Origin of the sequence: uncultured Aquimarina sp., from assembly GCF_947495315.1 — a bacterium.
Classification (GTDB): domain Bacteria; phylum Bacteroidota; class Bacteroidia; order Flavobacteriales; family Flavobacteriaceae; genus Aquimarina.
The window spans coordinates 251,715-271,214 of the sequence record NZ_CANLYD010000002.1; the positions used below are offsets into that span (position 1 = coordinate 251,715).

At 31.8% G+C, this 19,500-nt stretch carries 18 protein-coding genes; 16 read left to right on the plus strand and 2 right to left on the minus strand.

Annotation, left to right across the window (positions count from 1 at the left end; translation table 11 throughout):
* The first annotated feature begins 58 nt into the window (after window positions 1-58).
* The 9 genes from gmd (at window position 59) to purD (ending at window position 11,233) form a co-directional block, all read left to right on the plus strand.
* Window positions 59-1,093: a GDP-mannose 4,6-dehydratase gene (gene gmd, locus Q0910_RS04490; RefSeq protein ID WP_299213018.1), complete on the plus strand. Its 1,035-nt coding sequence runs from the start codon at window positions 59-61 to the stop codon at window positions 1,091-1,093.
* The gene (locus Q0910_RS04495) at window positions 1,077-1,985 is read left to right on the plus strand and encodes a GDP-mannose 4,6-dehydratase (protein WP_299213020.1); all 909 of its coding nucleotides are present in this window, start codon (window positions 1,077-1,079) and stop codon (window positions 1,983-1,985) included. The genes gmd and Q0910_RS04495 overlap by 17 nt, the downstream gene beginning before the upstream one ends.
* 240 nt (window positions 1,986-2,225) lie before the next feature.
* Complete coding sequence (locus Q0910_RS04500) at window positions 2,226-3,419, plus strand: glycosyltransferase family 4 protein (RefSeq protein WP_299213022.1); 1,194 nt, start codon at window positions 2,226-2,228, stop codon at window positions 3,417-3,419.
* Window positions 3,412-4,755, plus strand: a complete 1,344-nt coding sequence (locus tag Q0910_RS04505) for an undecaprenyl-phosphate glucose phosphotransferase (protein ID WP_299213024.1) — start codon at window positions 3,412-3,414, stop codon at window positions 4,753-4,755. The genes Q0910_RS04500 and Q0910_RS04505 overlap by 8 nt, the downstream gene beginning before the upstream one ends.
* 24 nt (window positions 4,756-4,779) lie before the next feature.
* Window positions 4,780-6,093 carry a UDP-glucose/GDP-mannose dehydrogenase family protein gene (locus Q0910_RS04510; RefSeq protein WP_299213026.1) on the plus strand — a complete coding sequence of 438 codons (1,314 nt, stop codon included), beginning with the start codon at window positions 4,780-4,782 and terminating at the stop codon, window positions 6,091-6,093.
* Between the two features lies 1 nt (window position 6,094).
* Window positions 6,095-7,075: a UDP-glucuronic acid decarboxylase family protein gene (locus tag Q0910_RS04515; RefSeq protein WP_299213028.1), complete on the plus strand. Its 981-nt coding sequence runs from the start codon at window positions 6,095-6,097 to the stop codon at window positions 7,073-7,075.
* 6 nt (window positions 7,076-7,081) lie between these two features.
* Window positions 7,082-8,434, plus strand: a complete 1,353-nt coding sequence (locus Q0910_RS04520; RefSeq protein WP_299213030.1) for an exopolysaccharide biosynthesis polyprenyl glycosylphosphotransferase — start codon at window positions 7,082-7,084, stop codon at window positions 8,432-8,434.
* A gap of 118 nt (window positions 8,435-8,552) precedes the next feature.
* A complete protein-coding gene (locus Q0910_RS04525; protein ID WP_299213032.1) occupies window positions 8,553-9,857 on the plus strand; it encodes an O-antigen ligase family protein in 1,305 nt (434 codons plus the stop codon).
* Between the two features lie 104 nt (window positions 9,858-9,961).
* The gene (purD, locus tag Q0910_RS04530; RefSeq protein WP_299213034.1) at window positions 9,962-11,233 is read left to right on the plus strand and encodes a phosphoribosylamine--glycine ligase; all 1,272 of its coding nucleotides are present in this window, start codon (window positions 9,962-9,964) and stop codon (window positions 11,231-11,233) included.
* Window positions 11,234-11,312: 79 nt separating this feature from the next.
* Here the strand turns inward: purD and Q0910_RS04535 are convergent, their stop codons facing one another.
* The gene (locus Q0910_RS04535) at window positions 11,313-11,543 is read right to left on the minus strand and encodes a uracil phosphoribosyltransferase (RefSeq protein WP_299213036.1); all 231 of its coding nucleotides are present in this window, start codon (window positions 11,541-11,543) and stop codon (window positions 11,313-11,315) included.
* Between the two features lie 173 nt (window positions 11,544-11,716).
* Here Q0910_RS04535 and Q0910_RS04540 point away from each other — a divergent pair, with 173 nt between their 5' ends.
* From Q0910_RS04540 to Q0910_RS04560, 5 genes are read left to right on the plus strand one after another with little or no spacing between them, the layout of a single operon-like run.
* Window positions 11,717-12,577 carry a DUF6427 family protein gene (locus Q0910_RS04540; protein WP_299213038.1) on the plus strand — a complete coding sequence of 287 codons (861 nt, stop codon included), beginning with the start codon at window positions 11,717-11,719 and terminating at the stop codon, window positions 12,575-12,577.
* The gene (locus Q0910_RS04545) at window positions 12,535-13,218 is read left to right on the plus strand and encodes a hypothetical protein (RefSeq protein ID WP_299213040.1); all 684 of its coding nucleotides are present in this window, start codon (window positions 12,535-12,537) and stop codon (window positions 13,216-13,218) included. Before Q0910_RS04540 ends, Q0910_RS04545 begins: the two co-directional genes overlap by 43 nt.
* Window positions 13,219-13,240: 22 nt before the next feature.
* Window positions 13,241-14,236 (plus strand): DNA adenine methylase, encoded by a 996-nt coding sequence (locus Q0910_RS04550; protein WP_299213042.1) that lies wholly within the window; start codon window positions 13,241-13,243, stop codon window positions 14,234-14,236.
* Window positions 14,237-14,241: 5 nt separating this feature from the next.
* Complete coding sequence (locus tag Q0910_RS04555; RefSeq protein ID WP_299213044.1) at window positions 14,242-14,850, plus strand: DUF4254 domain-containing protein; 609 nt, start codon at window positions 14,242-14,244, stop codon at window positions 14,848-14,850.
* A 10-nt stretch (window positions 14,851-14,860) separates the two neighbouring features.
* Window positions 14,861-15,937: a glycosyltransferase family 9 protein gene (locus Q0910_RS04560; RefSeq protein ID WP_366142634.1), complete on the plus strand. Its 1,077-nt coding sequence runs from the start codon at window positions 14,861-14,863 to the stop codon at window positions 15,935-15,937.
* A 91-nt stretch (window positions 15,938-16,028) separates the two neighbouring features.
* Here the strand turns inward: Q0910_RS04560 and Q0910_RS04565 are convergent, their stop codons facing one another.
* A complete protein-coding gene (locus Q0910_RS04565; RefSeq protein WP_299213046.1) occupies window positions 16,029-17,081 on the minus strand; it encodes a ferredoxin--NADP reductase in 1,053 nt (350 codons plus the stop codon).
* A 240-nt stretch (window positions 17,082-17,321) separates the two neighbouring features.
* Here Q0910_RS04565 and Q0910_RS04570 point away from each other — a divergent pair, with 240 nt between their 5' ends.
* Together Q0910_RS04570 and Q0910_RS04575 are read left to right on the plus strand one after the other, a co-directional pair.
* Window positions 17,322-18,797, plus strand: coding sequence for a DUF5687 family protein (locus tag Q0910_RS04570; protein ID WP_299213048.1), 1,476 nt, complete (start codon window positions 17,322-17,324; stop codon window positions 18,795-18,797).
* Window positions 18,798-18,801: 4 nt separating this feature from the next.
* Entirely contained in the window at window positions 18,802-19,497 is a 696-nt protein-coding gene (locus Q0910_RS04575; RefSeq protein ID WP_299213050.1) for an ABC transporter ATP-binding protein, read from the plus strand.
* Window positions 19,498-19,500: the final 3 nt, after the last annotated feature.

The following is a 19,500-nucleotide window of genomic DNA, read 5'->3' on the forward strand; positions in this document are numbered from 1 at the left end:
CTAAAATATAAACTTTTGGATAGCTGCGATTTATTATATACAAACTAGAAAAATTAAAATGAAAAAAGCTATAATCACTGGGATTACAGGTCAGGATGCAGCATACTTGGCTGAGTTGCTGTTAACAAAAAACTATAAAGTATATGGAACATATCGAAGAACAAGCTCTACTAATTTTTGGAGAATAGAAGAGTTAGGAATAGAAAATCACCCAAACCTTCATTTACTAGAATATGATTTGATCGATTTGTCTAGTGCATATAGAATAATTGCGAAAGTGGAGCCCGATGAGATTTACAATTTAGCTGCTCAAAGTTTTGTGGGTGTTTCTTTTACACAACCAATAGCAACTGCTAATATTACAGGGATTGGAGTAATGAATTTATTAGAAGCAATTCGAACAATAAATCCAAAAATTAAATTTTATCAGGCATCAACTTCAGAAATGTTTGGGAAAGTTACTAGAATTCCTCAAAACGAAGAAACTCCATTTCATCCTAGAAGCCCTTACGGTGTTGCAAAAGTTTTCGCCCATTGGGCTACATTGAACTATCAAGAATCGTATGATTTATTTGCAACTAGTGGGATTTTATTTAATCACGAATCCCCGCTAAGGGGTAAAGAATTTGTGACTAGAAAAATCACAGATGCAGTAGCAAAAATACATTTAAAAAAACAAGACGTACTAGAATTAGGAAATCTTAACGCAAAGAGAGACTGGGGTTACGCAAAAGAATATGTTGAAGGGATGTATATGATGTTACAAGCACCAGTTGCAGATACCTATGTGTTAGCAACAAATCAGACAAACACAGTTCGAGATTTTGTTACTCTATCATTTAAAACCGTAGGTATTGATATTGAATGGGTGGGAAAGAATGAACATGAAGTAGGAGTTGACTTAAAAACACAAAGCGAAATTGTAAAAGTAAATCCAAAGTTTTACAGGCCAGCGGAAGTGGATCTCTTGATTGGTGATGCATCCAAAGCGAAGAAAGACTTAGGATGGATGCCTAAAACAACTATAGAAGGACTTGCTGAAATGATGGTAAAGAGTGACATTAAACGAAATACTAATGGGGGATCTTTCTAAAAAAATTGTTTTTATAACTGGTATTACAGGTTTTACAGGAGTACATTTAGAGAATTTTTTTCTGAGTGAAGGTTGGGAAGTATTTGGAACAACCTTTCAAACATCTGAAAATAAAAATCATTTTTTATGTGATATCACGAAAAAAGGAGAAATCAAAAAAATCATAAAAGGTTTACAGCCAAATTATATTGTTCATACAGCAGCAGTGTCTTTTGTTGAAGCCAGTAATAAAGTGGAGATGTATAAGGTAAATGTTTTTGGTACATTAAACCTTTTGGATGCTATCATTGAATCTAACATAAATCCAGAAAAAATAATCATTGTAAGTAGCGCCGCGGTCTATGGTAATATTGGGGAAACGCTTTCAGAAGATTTATGTCCTCACCCTATCAATCATTATGGAAACAGTAAGCTGGTTATGGAAAATCTGATTAAGGCTTATTTTTCTAAACTTAATGTTATTATTACTAGACCATTTAACTATACGGGTGTCGGACAATCATTGGAGTTTCTAATTCCTAAAATAGTATCTCATTTTAAGAATAAGAAATCAATAATTGAACTTGGAAATTTAGAAGTTTATAGGGAATTTAATGATGTTGACTATTTAGTGAGATGCTATTATAAGTTATTGTTGTCGGAAGACACCTCGGAAATTGTAAATATTTGTACTGGAAGAACGAATAATATAAGTGAAGTACTTTCTTTTCTTGAAAAAATATCAAATCACAAAATAGAAATTAAAGTAAATCCAAAATATATTAGGAAAAATGAAATAAAAATTTTGAAAGGAGATTCGTCTAAATTATTTAGTTTAATAGGAAATCTATCAAAAAATTATAGTTTAGAGGATACATTAACAAAAATGTTTAATTCAGAAACTTATAGATAGTGATTTGATTTTCAATTTTGGAAAAAAGAGCGCATTAAAAATGTTTTCTATCCTTAAGAAATATAGTTTATTTAAACACTTCATTTCTGACAAAATTTCATTTAATACTGATAAATTGCTTTAACTTTGCTTTTGTTTAATTTAGAACTCTTCAAGAAGTTTTTAGTTTAATAATCATAAACTTTTTTGCTGCTCTTTGTTAAAATTTTAAATTCAATAATTAATTTATAAATGTTGAAAATGAAAAAAGCTTTAATACATGATTGGTATACGCAATATAGTGGTGGTGAGAGATGTGTTGAAAGCTTTACAAATATTTGGGATGACTTTGATCATTTTACTTTGGTAGATACGTTAACTGATGAGCAGAGAGAAAAAGTACTTAAAGGTAAAAAAACAAATACTTCTTTTATAGAAAAGTTGCCATTTGGTAAGAAAAAATACCGTTCTTATTTACCTCTATTCCCTTTGGCGATTGAACAATTTGATCTAAATGAATATGATTTGATTATTTCTTCATCATCTGCTATCTCAAAGGGTGCATTAACAAGACCAGATCAATTACATATAAGTTATGTTTATTCACCAATTCGTTATGCGTGGGATTTATATTTTCAGTACTTAAAAGAAAGTGGACTTAATAAAGGAATAAAGGGTTTCATAGCAAAATATTTTCTTCATAAACTAAGAATTTGGGATGTTAGTACTGCTAACAGGCCTGATCATTACATTGCAATTTCTCATTATATCGCTGCAAGAATAAAAAAAATTTATGATAAAGAATCGATAGTAATTTATCCTCCTGTGGATACTAAATCTTTTACAATATCGGATAAGAAGGAAGATTACTATGTCACTTGTTCTAGGATGGTGCCTTATAAAAAAATAAATTTGATAGTAGAGGCGTTTTCTAAAACAAATAAGAAGCTTATTGTAATTGGAGACGGTCCGGATTTTAGAAAAATAAAGAAGCTTGCTACTTCAAATATTGAGTTAATGGGGCATGTTGGAAAAGCGGAAATGATTGAGATACTAAGGAAGGCCAGAGCATTTGTTTTTGCTGCAGAGGAGGATTTTGGAATAGCACCAATAGAGGCTCAGGCTTGTGGAGTACCAGTTATTGCTTTTGCTAAAGGAGGAGTTTTAGAAACGATTAAGGGTTGTTTTGTAACGGATAGTGTAGTAGACAAAAATACAGGAGTTTTTTTTAAAGAGCAGACTATTAGTTCATTGCTTGGAGCAGTTGAATTTTTTGAAAGACACGAACAGTCTTTTGATAAAGTAAGAATACGTAAACACGCAGAGTTTTTTAGTCAAGAACGATTCGAAAAAGAGTTTAAAAAAACAATAGAAGAGCTATATGATCGTTGGAAGAATAGGATGAATGAAAATAGTATAATTCAAGACAAACAAGAAAAAACTATTTATGAATAAAGGTGGATATTCTAAATATATAAGACCACTTTTATATGGGATTGACCTATTAATGGTTTGTTTCTTGGCATATTTTTTTCTTACCAAAAGTGTGTTAGATATAGGTTTTATAATTTTGTTTTGGATAATATTATCTTTTCTTATCTCTATATATGCCATATATCGTTTTACTAAAATTGTAAAGATTATATCTTTATTTTTTCGACAAACAGTATTACTAGCTTTATTAGTTTTTACCTATTATTATATAAGTGAACGATTTATCCCAAAGGCTAATATTATTAATTTCTTTGTAGCGTTGCTTATTGTGATTACCACCTGGAGAGTATTTTTGTTTGTTTTCTTCAAGAGATATAGGGTCATTACTGGAAGTAATAATGTATATGTAATTATTATTGGGTTAAATCAGTCCACGAAAAAACTATCTTCTTTTTTTAATAATTCCCCAGAATACGGTTATAAATTCAAAGGTTTCTTTGATAATCATAACGATTCCTGTATTAAAGGAACTATTCAAGAGAGTTACAATTTTATAGTTGAAAATAAGATTGATGAAGTATATTGCTCAACAAAAGAACTTACGAATGAACAGATAAAAGAGCTTACGGAATTTTGTGAGCGTAATATGAAAGTGATAAAATTCATTGCAGACGATAAAGAGCTTTTTTCAAAAAATTTAGAGTTAGATTATTATAGCTTAACACCAATCCTATCTCTCTCTAAAATACCATTAGACGACCCAATAAAAGATTTAATTAAAAGAACTTTTGATATTATTTTTTCTATTTCAGTTATAGTCTTCTTATTATCTTGGTTAATTCCTGTAATAGCTTTATTAATTAAAATAGAAAGCCGAGGCCCTGTTTTTTTTCGACAATACAGATATGGAGCTGATTTTAATTTGTTTTTGTGTTATAAATTTAGATCGATGACAGCTAATACGGAATCAGATAAGGTTCAAGCATCAAAAAATGATGCTAGAGTTACTCGCATTGGTAAATTTATAAGAAGAACAAGTTTGGATGAGTTACCTCAGTTTTTTAATGTATTATATGGCGAAATGTCTGTAGTTGGCCCCAGACCTTTACTAATGAGTCATACGGATGATTATAAGGATAAAATAAATAAATTTATGGTTCGCCATAATGTTAAACCTGGTATAACTGGATTAGCACAAATAAGTGGATATAGAGGTAATATAGCAAATGATTCTGATATGTTAAATAGAGTAAGATATGATATATTTTATGTAGAAAATTGGTCATTGATTTTGGATTTTAATATAATTTTACAAACTATTGTGAATATCTTTAAGGGAGAGGAGAAAGCATATTAATTTGAAAAATAAGAAAAATAATACATGAAGATATCAGTAATAGGTACAGGTTATGTTGGATTGGTTACAGGAACATGTTTAGCAGAGACTGGAAATGAAGTAGTTTGTGTAGACATAGATGAACAAAAAGTTCAAAAAATGCGTAACGGTGAAGTACCAATTTATGAGCCACATCTAGATGTACTTTTTGAGAGAAATATCAAGGCAAACAGATTGCGATTTACAACTTCGCTTAAGGAAGGCTTAGATCATGGAGAAATTATCTTTCTGGCTTTACCGACTCCAGAAGATGAGGATGGATCTGCAGATCTATCATACGTTCTGGGTGTATCGAATGAAATAGGTAAGCTTATTTCTGATTATAAAGTTATAGTAGATAAGAGTACAGTTCCCGTAGGTACTGCCGAAAAAGTTCATGCTACTATATCTGTTAATGCCAAATGTAGTTTTGATGTAGTGTCCAATCCTGAGTTTTTACGAGAAGGATTTGCAGTAGATGATTTTTTGAAACCAGAACGAATTGTGATAGGGTCTTCTTCAGATAGAGCCACTGAACTTATGGAAAAACTATATAAACCATATGTTAGATCTGGTAACCCGATAATTATAATGGACGAAAAATCTGCAGAATTAACCAAATATGCGGCGAATTCGTTTTTAGCTACGAAGATTACCTTTATGAATGAAATAGCTAATTATTGCGAAAAGGTTGGAGCAGATGTGGATAAGGTAAGAAGAGGGATGGGGACTGATTCCAGAATCGGGAAGCGTTTTTTATTTCCTGGGATTGGTTATGGAGGCTCTTGTTTTCCTAAAGATGTAAAGGCATTACATAAATCTGGGAAGGATGATAATTATGATTTTAAAATTTTAGATTCTGTAATAGAAGTAAACCAAAGTCAAAAGGTAGTATTAATTCCTAAGATTGTAGATTACTTTGATAACAATCTTATAGGAAAGACTTTTGCAATTTGGGGACTTGCTTTTAAACCAGAAACAGATGACATTAGAGAGGCTCCTGCATTAGATATAATTGATGGTTTACTAAGCAAAGGAGCTAAGATAAAAGCTTTTGATCCCGAAGCAATGGAGAATGTGGCTAGGAAATATGGAAATAAAATCACCTTCTCTAATTCTATGTATGAAGCTTTAGATGGTTCAGATGCTTTAATTATATGTACCGAATGGAGTATTTTTAGGACACCAGATTTTCAAAAAATAAAGAATGACCTTATAAATCCAGTTATTTTTGATGGAAGAAATTTATATGATCTAAAAGATATGAAAAAAGAAATGGTCTCCTATTTTTCGATAGGAAGAAAGGATATAAAATTATAACATGAAGAAAGTTCTAATTACAGGTGCTGCGGGTTTTTTAGGGTCACATCTTTGCGATCGATTTATTAAAGAAGGGTACCACGTTATCGGGATGGATAACCTGATCACTGGTGACTTAAAGAATATTGAACATCTATTTAAATTAAAAAACTTTGAGTTTTATGATCATGACGTTTCAAAGTTTGTTCATATCCCTGGTAATTTAGATTATATATTACATTTTGCTTCCCCAGCAAGTCCAATAGATTATCTTAAAATTCCAATCCAAACATTAAAGGTTGGATCTTTGGGAACACATAATCTTTTAGGTTTAGCAAAAGAGAAGAAATCAAGAATATTAATCGCTTCTACTAGTGAGGTATATGGTGATCCATTAGTCCATCCACAAACAGAAGATTATTATGGCAATGTAAACACTATTGGACCACGTGGAGTGTATGATGAAGCAAAACGATTCCAAGAATCTATAACGATGGCCTATCATACCTATCATAAAGTGGAGACTAGAATCGTTCGTATTTTTAATACCTATGGTCCAAGAATGAGATTGAATGATGGAAGGGTTGTTCCTGCTTTTATAGGACAGGCATTACGAGGAGAGGATCTTACCGTTTTTGGAGAAGGTTTACAGACTCGTTCTTTTTGTTATGTGGATGATTTAATAGAAGGGATTTATAGATTATTGTTTAGTGACTATGTATATCCAGTGAATGTTGGTAACCCCAATGAAATTACAATTAAAGACTTTGCTGAAGAGATCATAAAATTAACCGGAACGGATCAAAAAGTAATTTATAAACCACTTCCCGTCAATGATCCTTTGCAAAGACAACCGGATATTACAAGAGCTAAAGAAATTTTAGGATGGCAACCAGAAGTTGATAGATCAGAAGGAATGAGACGTACTTTAGAATATTTTAAAGGTCTTTCTCAGGAAGAGTTGTATAGAAGTGAACATAAGGATTTTTCATCTTATTCTTGATGTAGGATGCACCATAAAAGAGGAGGATATTCATATTTAATTAGACCAATACTCATTGTAATTGATCTCATAATACTATTAGCTTCTTCTTACTACTTTCTTAGTAATATAGTTTCAAATCAACTCTACATATTTCTGTCTATTGTTTGGTTGGTATCTTCATATTTATTGAATTTTTATGAAGTATATCGATTTACCAAAACAATTACGATTGTTTCTTTATTAATCCGCCAAGGATTACTAATCCTTATTCTTCTATATGCTTATTTCGGGCTACTTAAGATAAATTTTTTCTCAGTAAAGGACACTTTTTATTTTATTTTTGTTACTATTTCTTCTATAGGGATTGTTAAGGTCATTACATATTATGCACTTAGAAGATATCGTTCTTATTTGGGTGGAAATAATAGGAGAGTGATTATTATTGGAAATAATAAAAGTGCACAGCAACTCAAAACCTTTTTTGTAAAAAGAAAAGACTTAGGGTATCAGGTATTAGAGGTGTTCTCAGATGAACTTACTAACAAAATACAAGATAGCTTTGATTTTTTAGAGAAAGAAGATGTTGATGAAATTTATTGCTCGATAGATGAAATTTCGGATGAAGTAGTAAATGAATATGTAAAATATGCTGATCAAAATTACAGTGTTCTTAAGTTTATACCGAATTCACAACGTATTTTTTCGAAGCGACTCAAAACCGATTATTATGAATACTTACCTGTTTTATCAATTCCAGATGTATCATTAAATAGTGCTACCAACAGGGGAGTTAAAAGAGGTTTTGATATTATTTTTTCCTTGTTAGTTATCATTCTAATCCTCTCTTGGTTAATTCCTTTATTATATATTCTTATAAAAACAGAATCCAAAGGTCCATTAATTTATAGTCACAGAAGAAATGGAATAAACTACAAAGAGTTTGTTTGTTATAAATTTAGATCAATGAGAGATGAAAATTTCTCAGATCTTGTGCAGGTTAAGAAAGAGGATGAGAGAGTTACTAAAATAGGTCGATTTATAAGACGAACAAGTATAGATGAACTACCGCAATTTTTTAATGTACTTTTTGGGGATATGTCTGTAGTAGGACCTAGACCACATATGATTTCATATACAAAAGATTACGGAAAAAGAATTGATAAATATAATTTTGTTTTTCGCCATTCGGTTAAACCTGGAATAACAGGAATGGCTCAGGTAAAAGGGTATAGAGGAGAAGTGGAAAATAAGGAAGATATTGTAAATCGGATTAAATATGATATTTTTTATATAGAAAATTGGTCTTTATTGCTGGATTCAAAAATTATAGTCGATACTATAGTTAACCTTATAAAAGGACAGGAAAAAGCATATTAGTGAGATCTAACTCTCTAAAGTGAAGTAAATAGAAAGCCGCAAGCGGAAGTGGTTGATCTTTTGAAAAGATATTTACTTTTAACATAATACTTATTATCACATAACTAGACTCAAATAAGTGAGAGTAAACAAAAAAATAAACGAGCTTTCCGAAATGTTTTATAAACATGACGATGATTTGGTACTCACTATTTTCTGGAATAGCCTTTATATAGCTTTTTTATTGTTGCCTTTAGGAATTAATCTTCCAACCCCATTTTTAGTGGTTTCCATTATTCTTGGCCTAGTCAATATTTTTAAATCTGGTAAGAAGTTCGATCTGGATAACAAAATAGTGTTACTGTTACCACTGTATTTTATAATAATGTTATTTAGTCTTTTTTTTACAGATAATATTTCTGATGGATTAAACATATTACAGCGATCCCTATCGTTGTTCTTATTTCCTTTAATTTTTCTTTTTGTTAAAGAAGACGCCTCTACGGTGAGAAAGTTATTTGATTTTTTACTTTTGGGATTGGTTATCTCATTTTTTATAAATCTTTCAATAAATATATACAATTCAGCATCTATTATAAAGGGAGGGTTTTCGTTTGAAATTTCAATGGACGATCTTACGGCATTCATAGATGTACTTACAAATGGATGGAATTACTTTGTTGGAGATGAGTTTTCTAAACTAATCAACCCTAGTTATCTTTCACTTTATATTTTATTAGTGTTAAGCTATTACCTAAAAAACAAATTGGATACAGGGATAAGGACGTTTATCGTTGTTCTTCTATTTCTTTATCTATTTTTATTAGCATCTATAGCTGCTTATATGATATTAGTAATAATGTCAACATTGCTAACCTTTAATATTAAGGATAAGAGCAGAAAACATACTATGTTGATTATGCTTCTTTTAGGACTAATCGTTTTTCTAAACAATCCTCGAGTTTTTGATTTTTATTCGAAAGTCAAAGACTTTGGGAATATTATTGAGTATGATAATTCTACCTCAGAAAAAGCAAGGTTGTTGTCATGGGACGCCAGCATTAAGTTAATTAAAGAGGCACCATTATTAGGATATGGAATTGGAGATGCGAATGATGTTTTGATCCAAAAATATAAAGAATTAGGATATACTTATAATTATGAAAATAAGTATAATGCACACAATCAATTCCTTCAGACATTTCTTCAGACAGGAGTTATTGGATTTGGAGTTTTAGTCACTATTTTTATTCTATTGGCAATACATATGAAAAGAAGTAGAAATGAGTTTTCAGTTTTCTTAATTCTTTTTATATCACTAACCTTCGAATCCATGTTGGTAAGATTTAATGGGATTGTATTCTTCTCTATTGTTATTCCATTATTGCTCAAAAAGAGAAGTATTTTAAGTAGTAGAGTCATACGGAATGTCACTGTGTCATAAGTGATACTAGAACAAACAGAATAGGTCTAAAAATTATTAGTAATAAAAAAGGTAAAGGGTTATTTTTGAACTCTTAAATATTAGCCATCAAACAACCTTAAAGAATGAACATTTTAGTATTAGGATCTGGAGGAAGAGAGCACACATTTGCGTATAAGATTGCTCAAAGTAATTTATGTGGAAAGTTATTTGTTGCACCTGGAAATGCAGGAACTGCAAATATTGCTACTAATGTGGTAATATCAGTAACAGATTTTACAGCTATAAAAGAACTGGTGTTAAAAGAAAACATAGAAATGGTTGTCGTGGGTCCAGAGGATCCTTTAGTACAAGGAATAACCGATTTCTTTGCGGAAGACAATGACCTAAAGAGTATATCGGTTATCGGACCATCAAAAGAAGGAGCAAGATTAGAAGGTAGTAAAGAATATGCTAAGGAATTCTTATTTAGACATAATATCCCAACTGCAGCATACCAAAGTTTCACAGCAAATACTGTTAATGAAGGAAAACAATTTCTAGAAACTTTAAACGCGCCTTATGTCTTAAAAGCAGATGGTCTTGCTGCAGGAAAAGGAGTGCTTATTCTTCAGGATATCGAAGAAGCCAAGACAGAGCTTGAAAATATGCTAACCAATAAAAAGTTTGGTGCCGCCAGTGAAAAGGTAGTTATCGAAGAGTTTCTGGATGGAATCGAATTAAGCGTTTTTGTGTTGACTGATGGTAAGAACTATGTAACATTACCAACGGCCAAAGACTATAAACGTATTGGAGAAGGAGATAAAGGTTTAAACACAGGAGGAATGGGAGCAATATCACCAGTTCCGTTTGCTGATGAAGCTTTTATGAGTAAGATTGAAGAACAAATTATTAAACCCACAGTAGAAGGTCTTGCAAAAGAAAAAATCGATTATAAAGGCTTCATTTTTATCGGATTGATTAAGGTAGGAGACGATCCTAAGGTAATAGAATACAATGTACGAATGGGAGATCCGGAAACGGAAGCGGTTTTGCCAAGAGTAAAAACGGATTTAGTATCTTTATTTAAACACGTATCTGATCAAACATTGGATCAAATAGAGATCGAAATAGATCCTAGAAGTGCTACCACGGTAATGACAGTTTCGGGAGGATATCCTGAAGCATACGAAAAAGGTAAAGAAATCACAGGAATTGATCAAGTGTCGGATTCTATAGTTTTCCATGCAGGAACTAAACTTATTGAAAATAAAATAGTCACTAATGGAGGACGAGTTATTGCAGTGACATCTTTTGATGATGATTTTAGAGAGGCATTAAAAAAGTCCTATTATAATATAGAGAAGTTGCATTTTGATAAAATGTACTACCGAAAGGATCTTGGTTTTGATTTATAATCATATCAATAAAAAGAATTAAAAAAGCTCAGTGTAAGTAAACACTGAGCTTTTTTAAAATAAATATATTTCCTAATGTTTAATCCAAAAATGAATGAGCTTTTGGATCTCTATCCTCTTCATTATTGTCATTAAATTTTTTCAACTCCTTCATCCAATAGAAAAAAGCCACAAAGCCGATAAGCATAAATAACCAGTTTACAATATTGGCAGCACCCCAACTTTCTAACTCTAAAGATCTTAGAGCGTCCATAGGAGCGAAAAGTACGTCTACAAATAGAGATGCGATAGCTTCAAAAAAATCTTTCATAATATGATCTTCATTTTCATTATAAAAAGTTAAACAAAAACTTTTTATAAATTAGTTATATTATAATTAAAAACAATGATATATTGTTTGATGCAAAAATATAAAAAATAGTAGTGTTATCAAGCTTTTTTAGTAAATCAAAACCGATTAATTTTATAATCGTTGCTTTATATATGTTTGTACTTTATACAATCGCATATTATAAAAAAGGTTTTACTCTGGATTATAGTACTCTTATTATGTTTCTTGGTGGATTTATAGCATATGTTTTGGCAATGCTTATCGTAAACTTAATAACCCAGAAAAATGATCTAACCCAAAAAAGCACAAATACAATAATGCTATTTGTCTTTCTGACCACTATATTACCTAATTCTCTAACCAATGCAGGTATGTTATTATCAAACCTGTTTGTTGTTTTAGCAATAAGAAGTGTGTTGAGTTTAAGAAATGGTAAGTATGTTAAATCCAATATTCTTGACGCATCTTTATGTATTGGAGTAGCTTCTCTAGCATATTTCTGGAGTATCGGTTTCATTGTCATTATATTTTTAGGGATTTTTTATTTTGAACCAAAAAATTATAGAAATTGGATTATTCCGATTATTGGATTATTGATAGTATATGTATTGTCCAATTGTTTCACTTTATTATTTTATGATTCATTTTTTGTAATTACAGAATATATAGAACCAATATCATTTTCTTTTGAAGGATATGGGTATAAAGGAGGTGTTTTTTCTATAGGTGTTTTAACGATTTGTACATTGTTTTTCTTCACGATATATTTGATAAAGTTTAACAGAAAACCTACAAAATCAAAACCTTTTCTAAAGCTACTTATTTCACAATTGTTGATTGCATTGGCTATAGTAATGATCGTTCCGGAGAAAAATACCGCAGAAATGATTTTTATAGCATGTCCTTTGGCAATTATAGGAACAACCTATTTAGAAATGGATCATGGTAAGTTTCTACAAGAAATTAATCTTTGGGTATTTCTCTTATTACCATTTATGATTTTGCTATTTTGATCACACCTTATTTAGAAACAATAGAATCAGAACTACAACATAGGTTGTCTTATAAATATGTATGGTATAGAATTCAAAACGACATATGGGATGGCTATAGTGGTTTTATATATACAACGGTAAAATGGGAAGATCTAATGCCTAAAATTTCTGAAGCCGTTTCAAAGTTTAACATAGATAAAAACGAATTCTTTTATTATGCAATCAATCGATGGTATAACTATTGGAGCGCTTTAGCAATAGAATTAATTTTCGCTGGTCTCGATGGAGTTATTCCTGTCAAAAATAAAAAGAATAAATTGATTGATTTTTCTCTATTTGGACAGGAATTTGACCACAAGACTAGTGTTTTTCCAAAAGGTTTTAAAAAGTCATTAGCGTATGCTCAAAATCACCCTGAAGAACTTATTAACTGGTTGTATACTAATCAAAGCCAACAGCAGAGAAATCATCAGGAAAACAGAATGTTTGTTGTTGTGTTTGCAAATAATGGGGAGCATTGGAAGTTAAAAGCACAAATTTCTTGGCTTAAAGATATTATCTCAACATATGTTGCTACATTTGACGACTCAAAATTATTTAGATTACAATTACAACCTTATAAAATTACAAAGGCAGGGTTAATATGGGCCATAAAATAAAATGATATTGGTTGTGTAGGAAATGAATTATATAGGATCAAAATATAAACTCTCTGATTTTATCAAAACTTCTGTTCAGGAAACAGTTGGTGGAACACTGAAAAGCAAAGTGTTTTGCGATCTTTTTGCCGGAACAGGTATTATAGGAAGAAGTTTTAAAACCTCCGTAAAACAGGTGATATCTAATGATTTAGAGTATTATAGCTATGCCTTAAATCGAAATTATATTGGGAACTACCTACCCATAGAAGCTTCAGACTATGTTACTGAATTAAATCTGCTGAAAGGAAAAGAAGGGTTCGTTTATAAAAATTATTGTACAGGAGGAACATCAGAACGTCTGTATTTTAGTAATGATAATGGTCGGAAAATAGATGCGGCGAGAATGCAGATCGAAAACTGGAATGAATCTGGAGAAATTAATGAAGACATCTATTATTTTTTACTAGCATCGCTATTGGAGAGTGCTGATAAAGTTGCCAATACTGCTTCAGTATATGGTGCGTATCTAAAAGAATTAAAGAAAACTGCACAAAAAGAAATAGAGATTATTTCGGCTGATTTCGAAATTACGGAAAATCAACATGAAGTGTACAATCAAGATAGTAATACTTTGATTAAGAATATAGAAGGAGATATTTTGTATCTCGATCCACCATATAATGCTCGGCAATATGGAGCCAATTATCATATGCTAAATACTATTGCAAAATATGATACCTTTGTACCTGCCGGAAAAACAGGTTTACGACCTTATGAAAGATCCAATTATTGTAAAAAAGGTGAAGTAGCATTAGTTTTTGAAGAATTAATCAGAAATGCAAAATTCAACTACATTTTTCTTAGTTATAATAATGAAGGATTAATGGCAGAAAAAGAAATAAGGCAAATCATGAAGCGTTATGGAAAATATGATTTGGTAACTACTGCCTATCAAAGATTTAAAGCAGATAAAACCGAAAACAGAAATCATAAAGCGACAAAAACGACAGAATATTTACACATCTTAGAAAAATAAAAGCAATGTTTACAGATAAAGCAAACAAGATTTTTAAAGAAGTTATAGACATGTATCACGTGATGGATCGCGTAGATCAAGAGTTTTCGAACCCATACGACAGTAAATCACAGCAGATAGAACATTTATTATATCGTAAATGTTGGATTGACACGGTGCAATGGCATTATGAAGATATTATTCGTGATCCCGAAATTGATCCGGTAGCGGCATTAAAACTAAAAAGACAGATCGATGCATCTAATCAGGATCGTACAGATATGGTGGAGTATATAGATAGTTACTTTTTAGAAACATATAAGGATGTTATTCCTAAAGAAGATGCAACAATAAATACAGAAAGTCCGGCTTGGGGAGTAGATCGATTATCGATATTAGCGCTTAAAGTGTATCATATGCACGAAGAAACAGTTAGAGAAGGTGCATCAGACACCCATAAAGCTGCTTGCCAAAAAAAATATAATGTATTACTAGAGCAACAAGTAGATCTTTCTACTGCAATAGATACCTTGTTAAAGGATATAGAGAAAGGTGATAAATACATGAAAGTCTATAAGCAGATGAAGATGTATAACGATGATGAGTTAAATCCGGTTTTGCGAGGAGAGAAATAGAAACATATTTTTGAGTAAAAGCAAAAACATAGTAAAAAATAACAAAGCCCTTTCTGAGGGCTTTGATGCTCATGTTCTGGTCATTCGACTGTCCGCGATGGGAGATGTGGCTATGACTGTGCCGATATTGCGAACATTTAGAGCACAATATCCCAATGTTAAAATAACTGTGCTTACAAGAAAATTTTTTGAGCCTATATTTTCGGGTATTGATAATCTGGAAATATATCACGCAGATGTAGAAGGAAAGCACAAAGGTTTTTTTGGGTTGTCAAAACTCTCTAAAGAATTAAGAGGACTCGGTATAACTGTAGTTGCCGATTTGCACAATGTACTGCGATCAAATATACTTAAGAAGTTTTTCGCACTGCGAGGAATTAAAGTAGTACAAATTGACAAAGGTAGAGCAGAGAAAAAAACATTAACAAGACCAGTAAATAAAGAGTTTAAACAATTAAAAACAACACATCAGCGATATGCAGATGTTTTTGAAGCATTAGGATATCCAATAAACCTAGAAAGACATACGTTCCCTGAGAAAACTGCATTAACTCCAGAGATTCTTAAACTAACGGAGAATTCTACTAAAAAATGGCTCGGAATTGCACCTTTTGCCCAGTATGAGAGTAAAGTATACCCATTAGAATTAATGGTTGAGGTTATTGAAAAACTCGATCAAGGTGATATCTATGAAATACTGCTGTTTGGCGGTGGAAAAAAAGAAATTGATTTGCTTAATAATATGGAGAGCAAATATAAAAATGTGATTAATGTTGCCGGTAAGTTATCTTTTGAAGATGAACTAAAACTTATAGGAAATCTGGATGCAATGTTATCTATGGATAGTGGGAATGCCCACTTAGCAGCTATGTACGGAGTGCCTACAATAACGCTTTGGGGAGTAACACATCCTTTTGCCGGTTTTATGCCTTTTGGGCAACCTATGGAAAGGGCAATTTTGCCTAATCTGGCAAAATATGACCAAATCCCTACATCGATATACGGAAACAAGGTTCCTGAAGGGTACGAAAAGGTAATGCATACAATCAAACCAGATACTGTGATCGAAGCCATAGATAAACTGTAATTTTTTCTAGAAATTACTTTGTCATTCCAGCGTAGGCTGGAATCCAATTTTTGATAAGAGTTGTTAATTTTTTTCAAAACTAACCACTAACCTAAACATCATCAAAATCAACTTTTATGGTAGATGAGGTGGGATGTGCCTGACAAGCCAATACTAAACCTTCGGCAAGTTCTCCATCAGTAAGAATACTATTTTTTTCCATTACGGCACTACCCTCTGTGATTTTACAAATACAAGAGCTACAAACACCACCTTGGCAAGAATACGGAGCGTCAATATCTTCCTCTAATGCTGCGTCAAGAATGGTTTTTTTCTGATCCATGACAAAAGAAGTTTCTTCGTCATCAACTAATATCGTAACATTTGTTTTTCCATCTAAGTTTGCTTCAATTTCCGTTGCTTCTGTACTACTGGTAAAAAGCTCAAAATGCACATTTTCTTTTGAAATACCATTATCCAGTAAAACATTCGTAACCGTATTGATCATTTCTTCTGGTCCACAAAGATAAAATGCTTCAAAAGTAGTATCCTTAAACTTATTTTTAGTGATATAGTTAATGGTAGATTTTTCTATTCTTCCAAAACGTGCTCCTTCTTCCTGACTTCTACTATATAAAAATTCTATATACAATCTTTCTGGATGTTGTGATTGTAATGCAAGAAGTTCGTTCAGAAATATGGTTTCAGTTGAGGTTTGATTTCCGTAAACCAAAACAAAACCACTATTAGGTTCTTCCTCGAGTACGGTTTTGATCATACTCATTACTGGAGTAATACCACTTCCTGCGGCAAATGCAGCATAGGTGTTGCTTGCAGTTGGATTTGATTTTAATAAAAAATTTCCTTCAGGAGTATGAACATCTAGAGTATCACCAACTTTTAAGGTGTTATTTGCGGTGGTAGAGAATGTTCCGTTTTCAATTTCTTTTACTGCTACACGAAGAGATCCGCTATTTGGAGCTGAGCAAATAGAGTAGGCTCTCCTTATTTCTTTACCGTCAATTTCTGTTTTTAAGGTAATGTATTGCCCAGCGGTAAAAGAATATGCCTCTTTTAATTCTGATGGAACTTCGAATTCTATGGAAACTGCCTTAGGGGTTTCTCTTGTAATGTTTTTTATAGTAAGTGTATGAAAATCTGACATAGCAATGTGATAAACTTTAAGCGAATACTTGATTTTTAAGTTTTCAGAAGAAATTATTAAAATCCTATTGTTTTTCGTGGATCAATAATTTTTTGCAAAAATAACAAAGTTAACTGCTTTGAAGAAGATTAAATCACTATAATTAAAAGCTTAACGAAATTATTTTGTAACAAAATCTATTTTTTGCTTACTAAATAGTATAAGAGGTTTTTCCTAACTTCTTTTAAAACTATCACAACTATGTTTAAACACTTTATTTCATTACGGTGGAAATCCTTTTGGCGATCCGCATCTGCTTCATCAGGAGTTTGGATGAAAATCTTTATGGGTTTTTGGGCAGTCTATTTCATATTGATGATGATGGGAGGAAGCTTTATTGCCTATAAATATATCAATAAAGAATTATGCCTAGATCCATTAGAAGTGGTTAGTAGATTTTTGATCTATTGGTGGGCTTTTGATCTTATTTTTAGATATGCTTTACAAAAAATGCCAGTAATCAATATAACACCCTTATTGATCTTACCTTTTACCAAAAACAAAATTGTTTCTTTTGCCTTGGGTAAAACAATGTTGTCGTTTTTCAATATCATACATGCGTTCTTTTTTGTACCATTTTCCCTGCTACTAATCATAGAAGGAAACGCTCCAGTACTAAATGTACTTTTGTGGAATATTGGATTGATTGCATTAACATATGCTAATAACTTCCTGAATATTTTATTAAACAATAAGGATAGTCTTATTTATGGTGTTGGAGGAGTTATGGCTGTTTTAGGAGGACTGCATTATTTTGGATATTTTGATGTTACACTGTATACCGCTCCATTTTTCCAAGGATTATATGGATCTCAGTTTTTGTTTGCGTTGCCTATAGTAGCTGCAATAGGGTTGTATATCATTGCCTTTAAATCTTTTGTCAAGGATTTATATCTAGATGCCGGATTAGCAGCTAAATCTAAAACGGTAAAAACCGAAAATTTAGAATGGTTAGATCGATTTGGTAAAACTGCGATTTTCCTTAAAAATGATATTAAATTGATCAAAAGAAATAAAAGAGCTAGAACTACAGTATTAGTGAGTGCATTGTTTCTTTTCTATGGCTTACTATTCTTTACTGGCGCTGTAGAAGCCTATGAAGGTCCTGTATGGAAAATATTTGCAGGAATTTTTGTGTCTGGAGGTTTTTTAATGAGTTTTGGGCAATTTGTACCAAGCTGGGATAGTTCATATTATCCCTTGATGATGAGTCAAAACATCAAATACCGAGAGTACCTTTCTTCAAAATGGTGGTTGATGGTAATGGCTACATTCATCTCCGCTATTCTGGCATCAGGTTATTTATATTTTGGATGGGAGGCATATTTAGCTGTTGTTGTAGGTGCTATATTTAATATGGGAGTAAATTCTCATGTGGTTTTGTGGGCAGGTGCTTATGTAAAAACACCTATAGACCTTACCAGTAATAAAAAAGCGTTTGGAGATAAGCAAGCATTCAATATAAAAACATTAATGCTGTCGTTACCAAAATTAGCGTTGCCAATGGTGTTATACGCAATTGGGCATTATGCATACAGTCCATATGCGGGTTACTTATTAGTAGCAGTTGCGGGAATTGCAGGTTTTGCATTCAGAAATATGGTTTTTGATAAAATTGAAAGAATTTATAGAACAGAGAAGTACAAAACAATCTGGGCATACAAACAAAAAAAATAAGAAGATGATAGGAGTACATAATATTACGAAGACTTATGCAGGAAATACAGTGTTGAATATTGAGCACTTAGAAATACCAAAAGGAGATAGTTTTGGATTGGTTGGAAACAATGGAGCGGGAAAAACAACATTATTTAGTGCCTTATTGGATTTAATTAGACCTACAACAGGCCATATAGAAAACAGTGGTATTAAAGTTAGCGAAAGCGAAGAATGGAAATCTATTACATCTGCGTTTATTGATGAAACATTCTTGATCGGATATCTTACTGCAGAAGAGTATTTTTATTTTATAGGAGAACTTCGTGGTCAGAATAAAGCGGATGTGGATGCATTGCTCGCTGAGTTTGAAGATTTCTTTCACGGAGAAATTTTAGGGCAAAAGAAGTATTTACGAGATCTTTCTAAAGGAAATCAAAAGAAAGCTGGGATAGTAGCAGCACTAATCGGTAATCCAGAAGTAATTATTCTGGATGAACCATTTGCGAATTTAGATCCGACAACTCAGATTAGACTAAAAAAGATAATTAAAGAACTAGCTGCGGATCCTAATGTGACGGTTTTGGTTTCTAGTCACGATTTAATGCACGTTACAGAAGTCTGTGAGCGCATTGTAGTGTTAGATAAAGGAGAAGTGATTAAAGATCTGGTAACATCGCAAGAGACATTAAAAGAGCTGGAAGAGCATTTTAATAAGTAATAA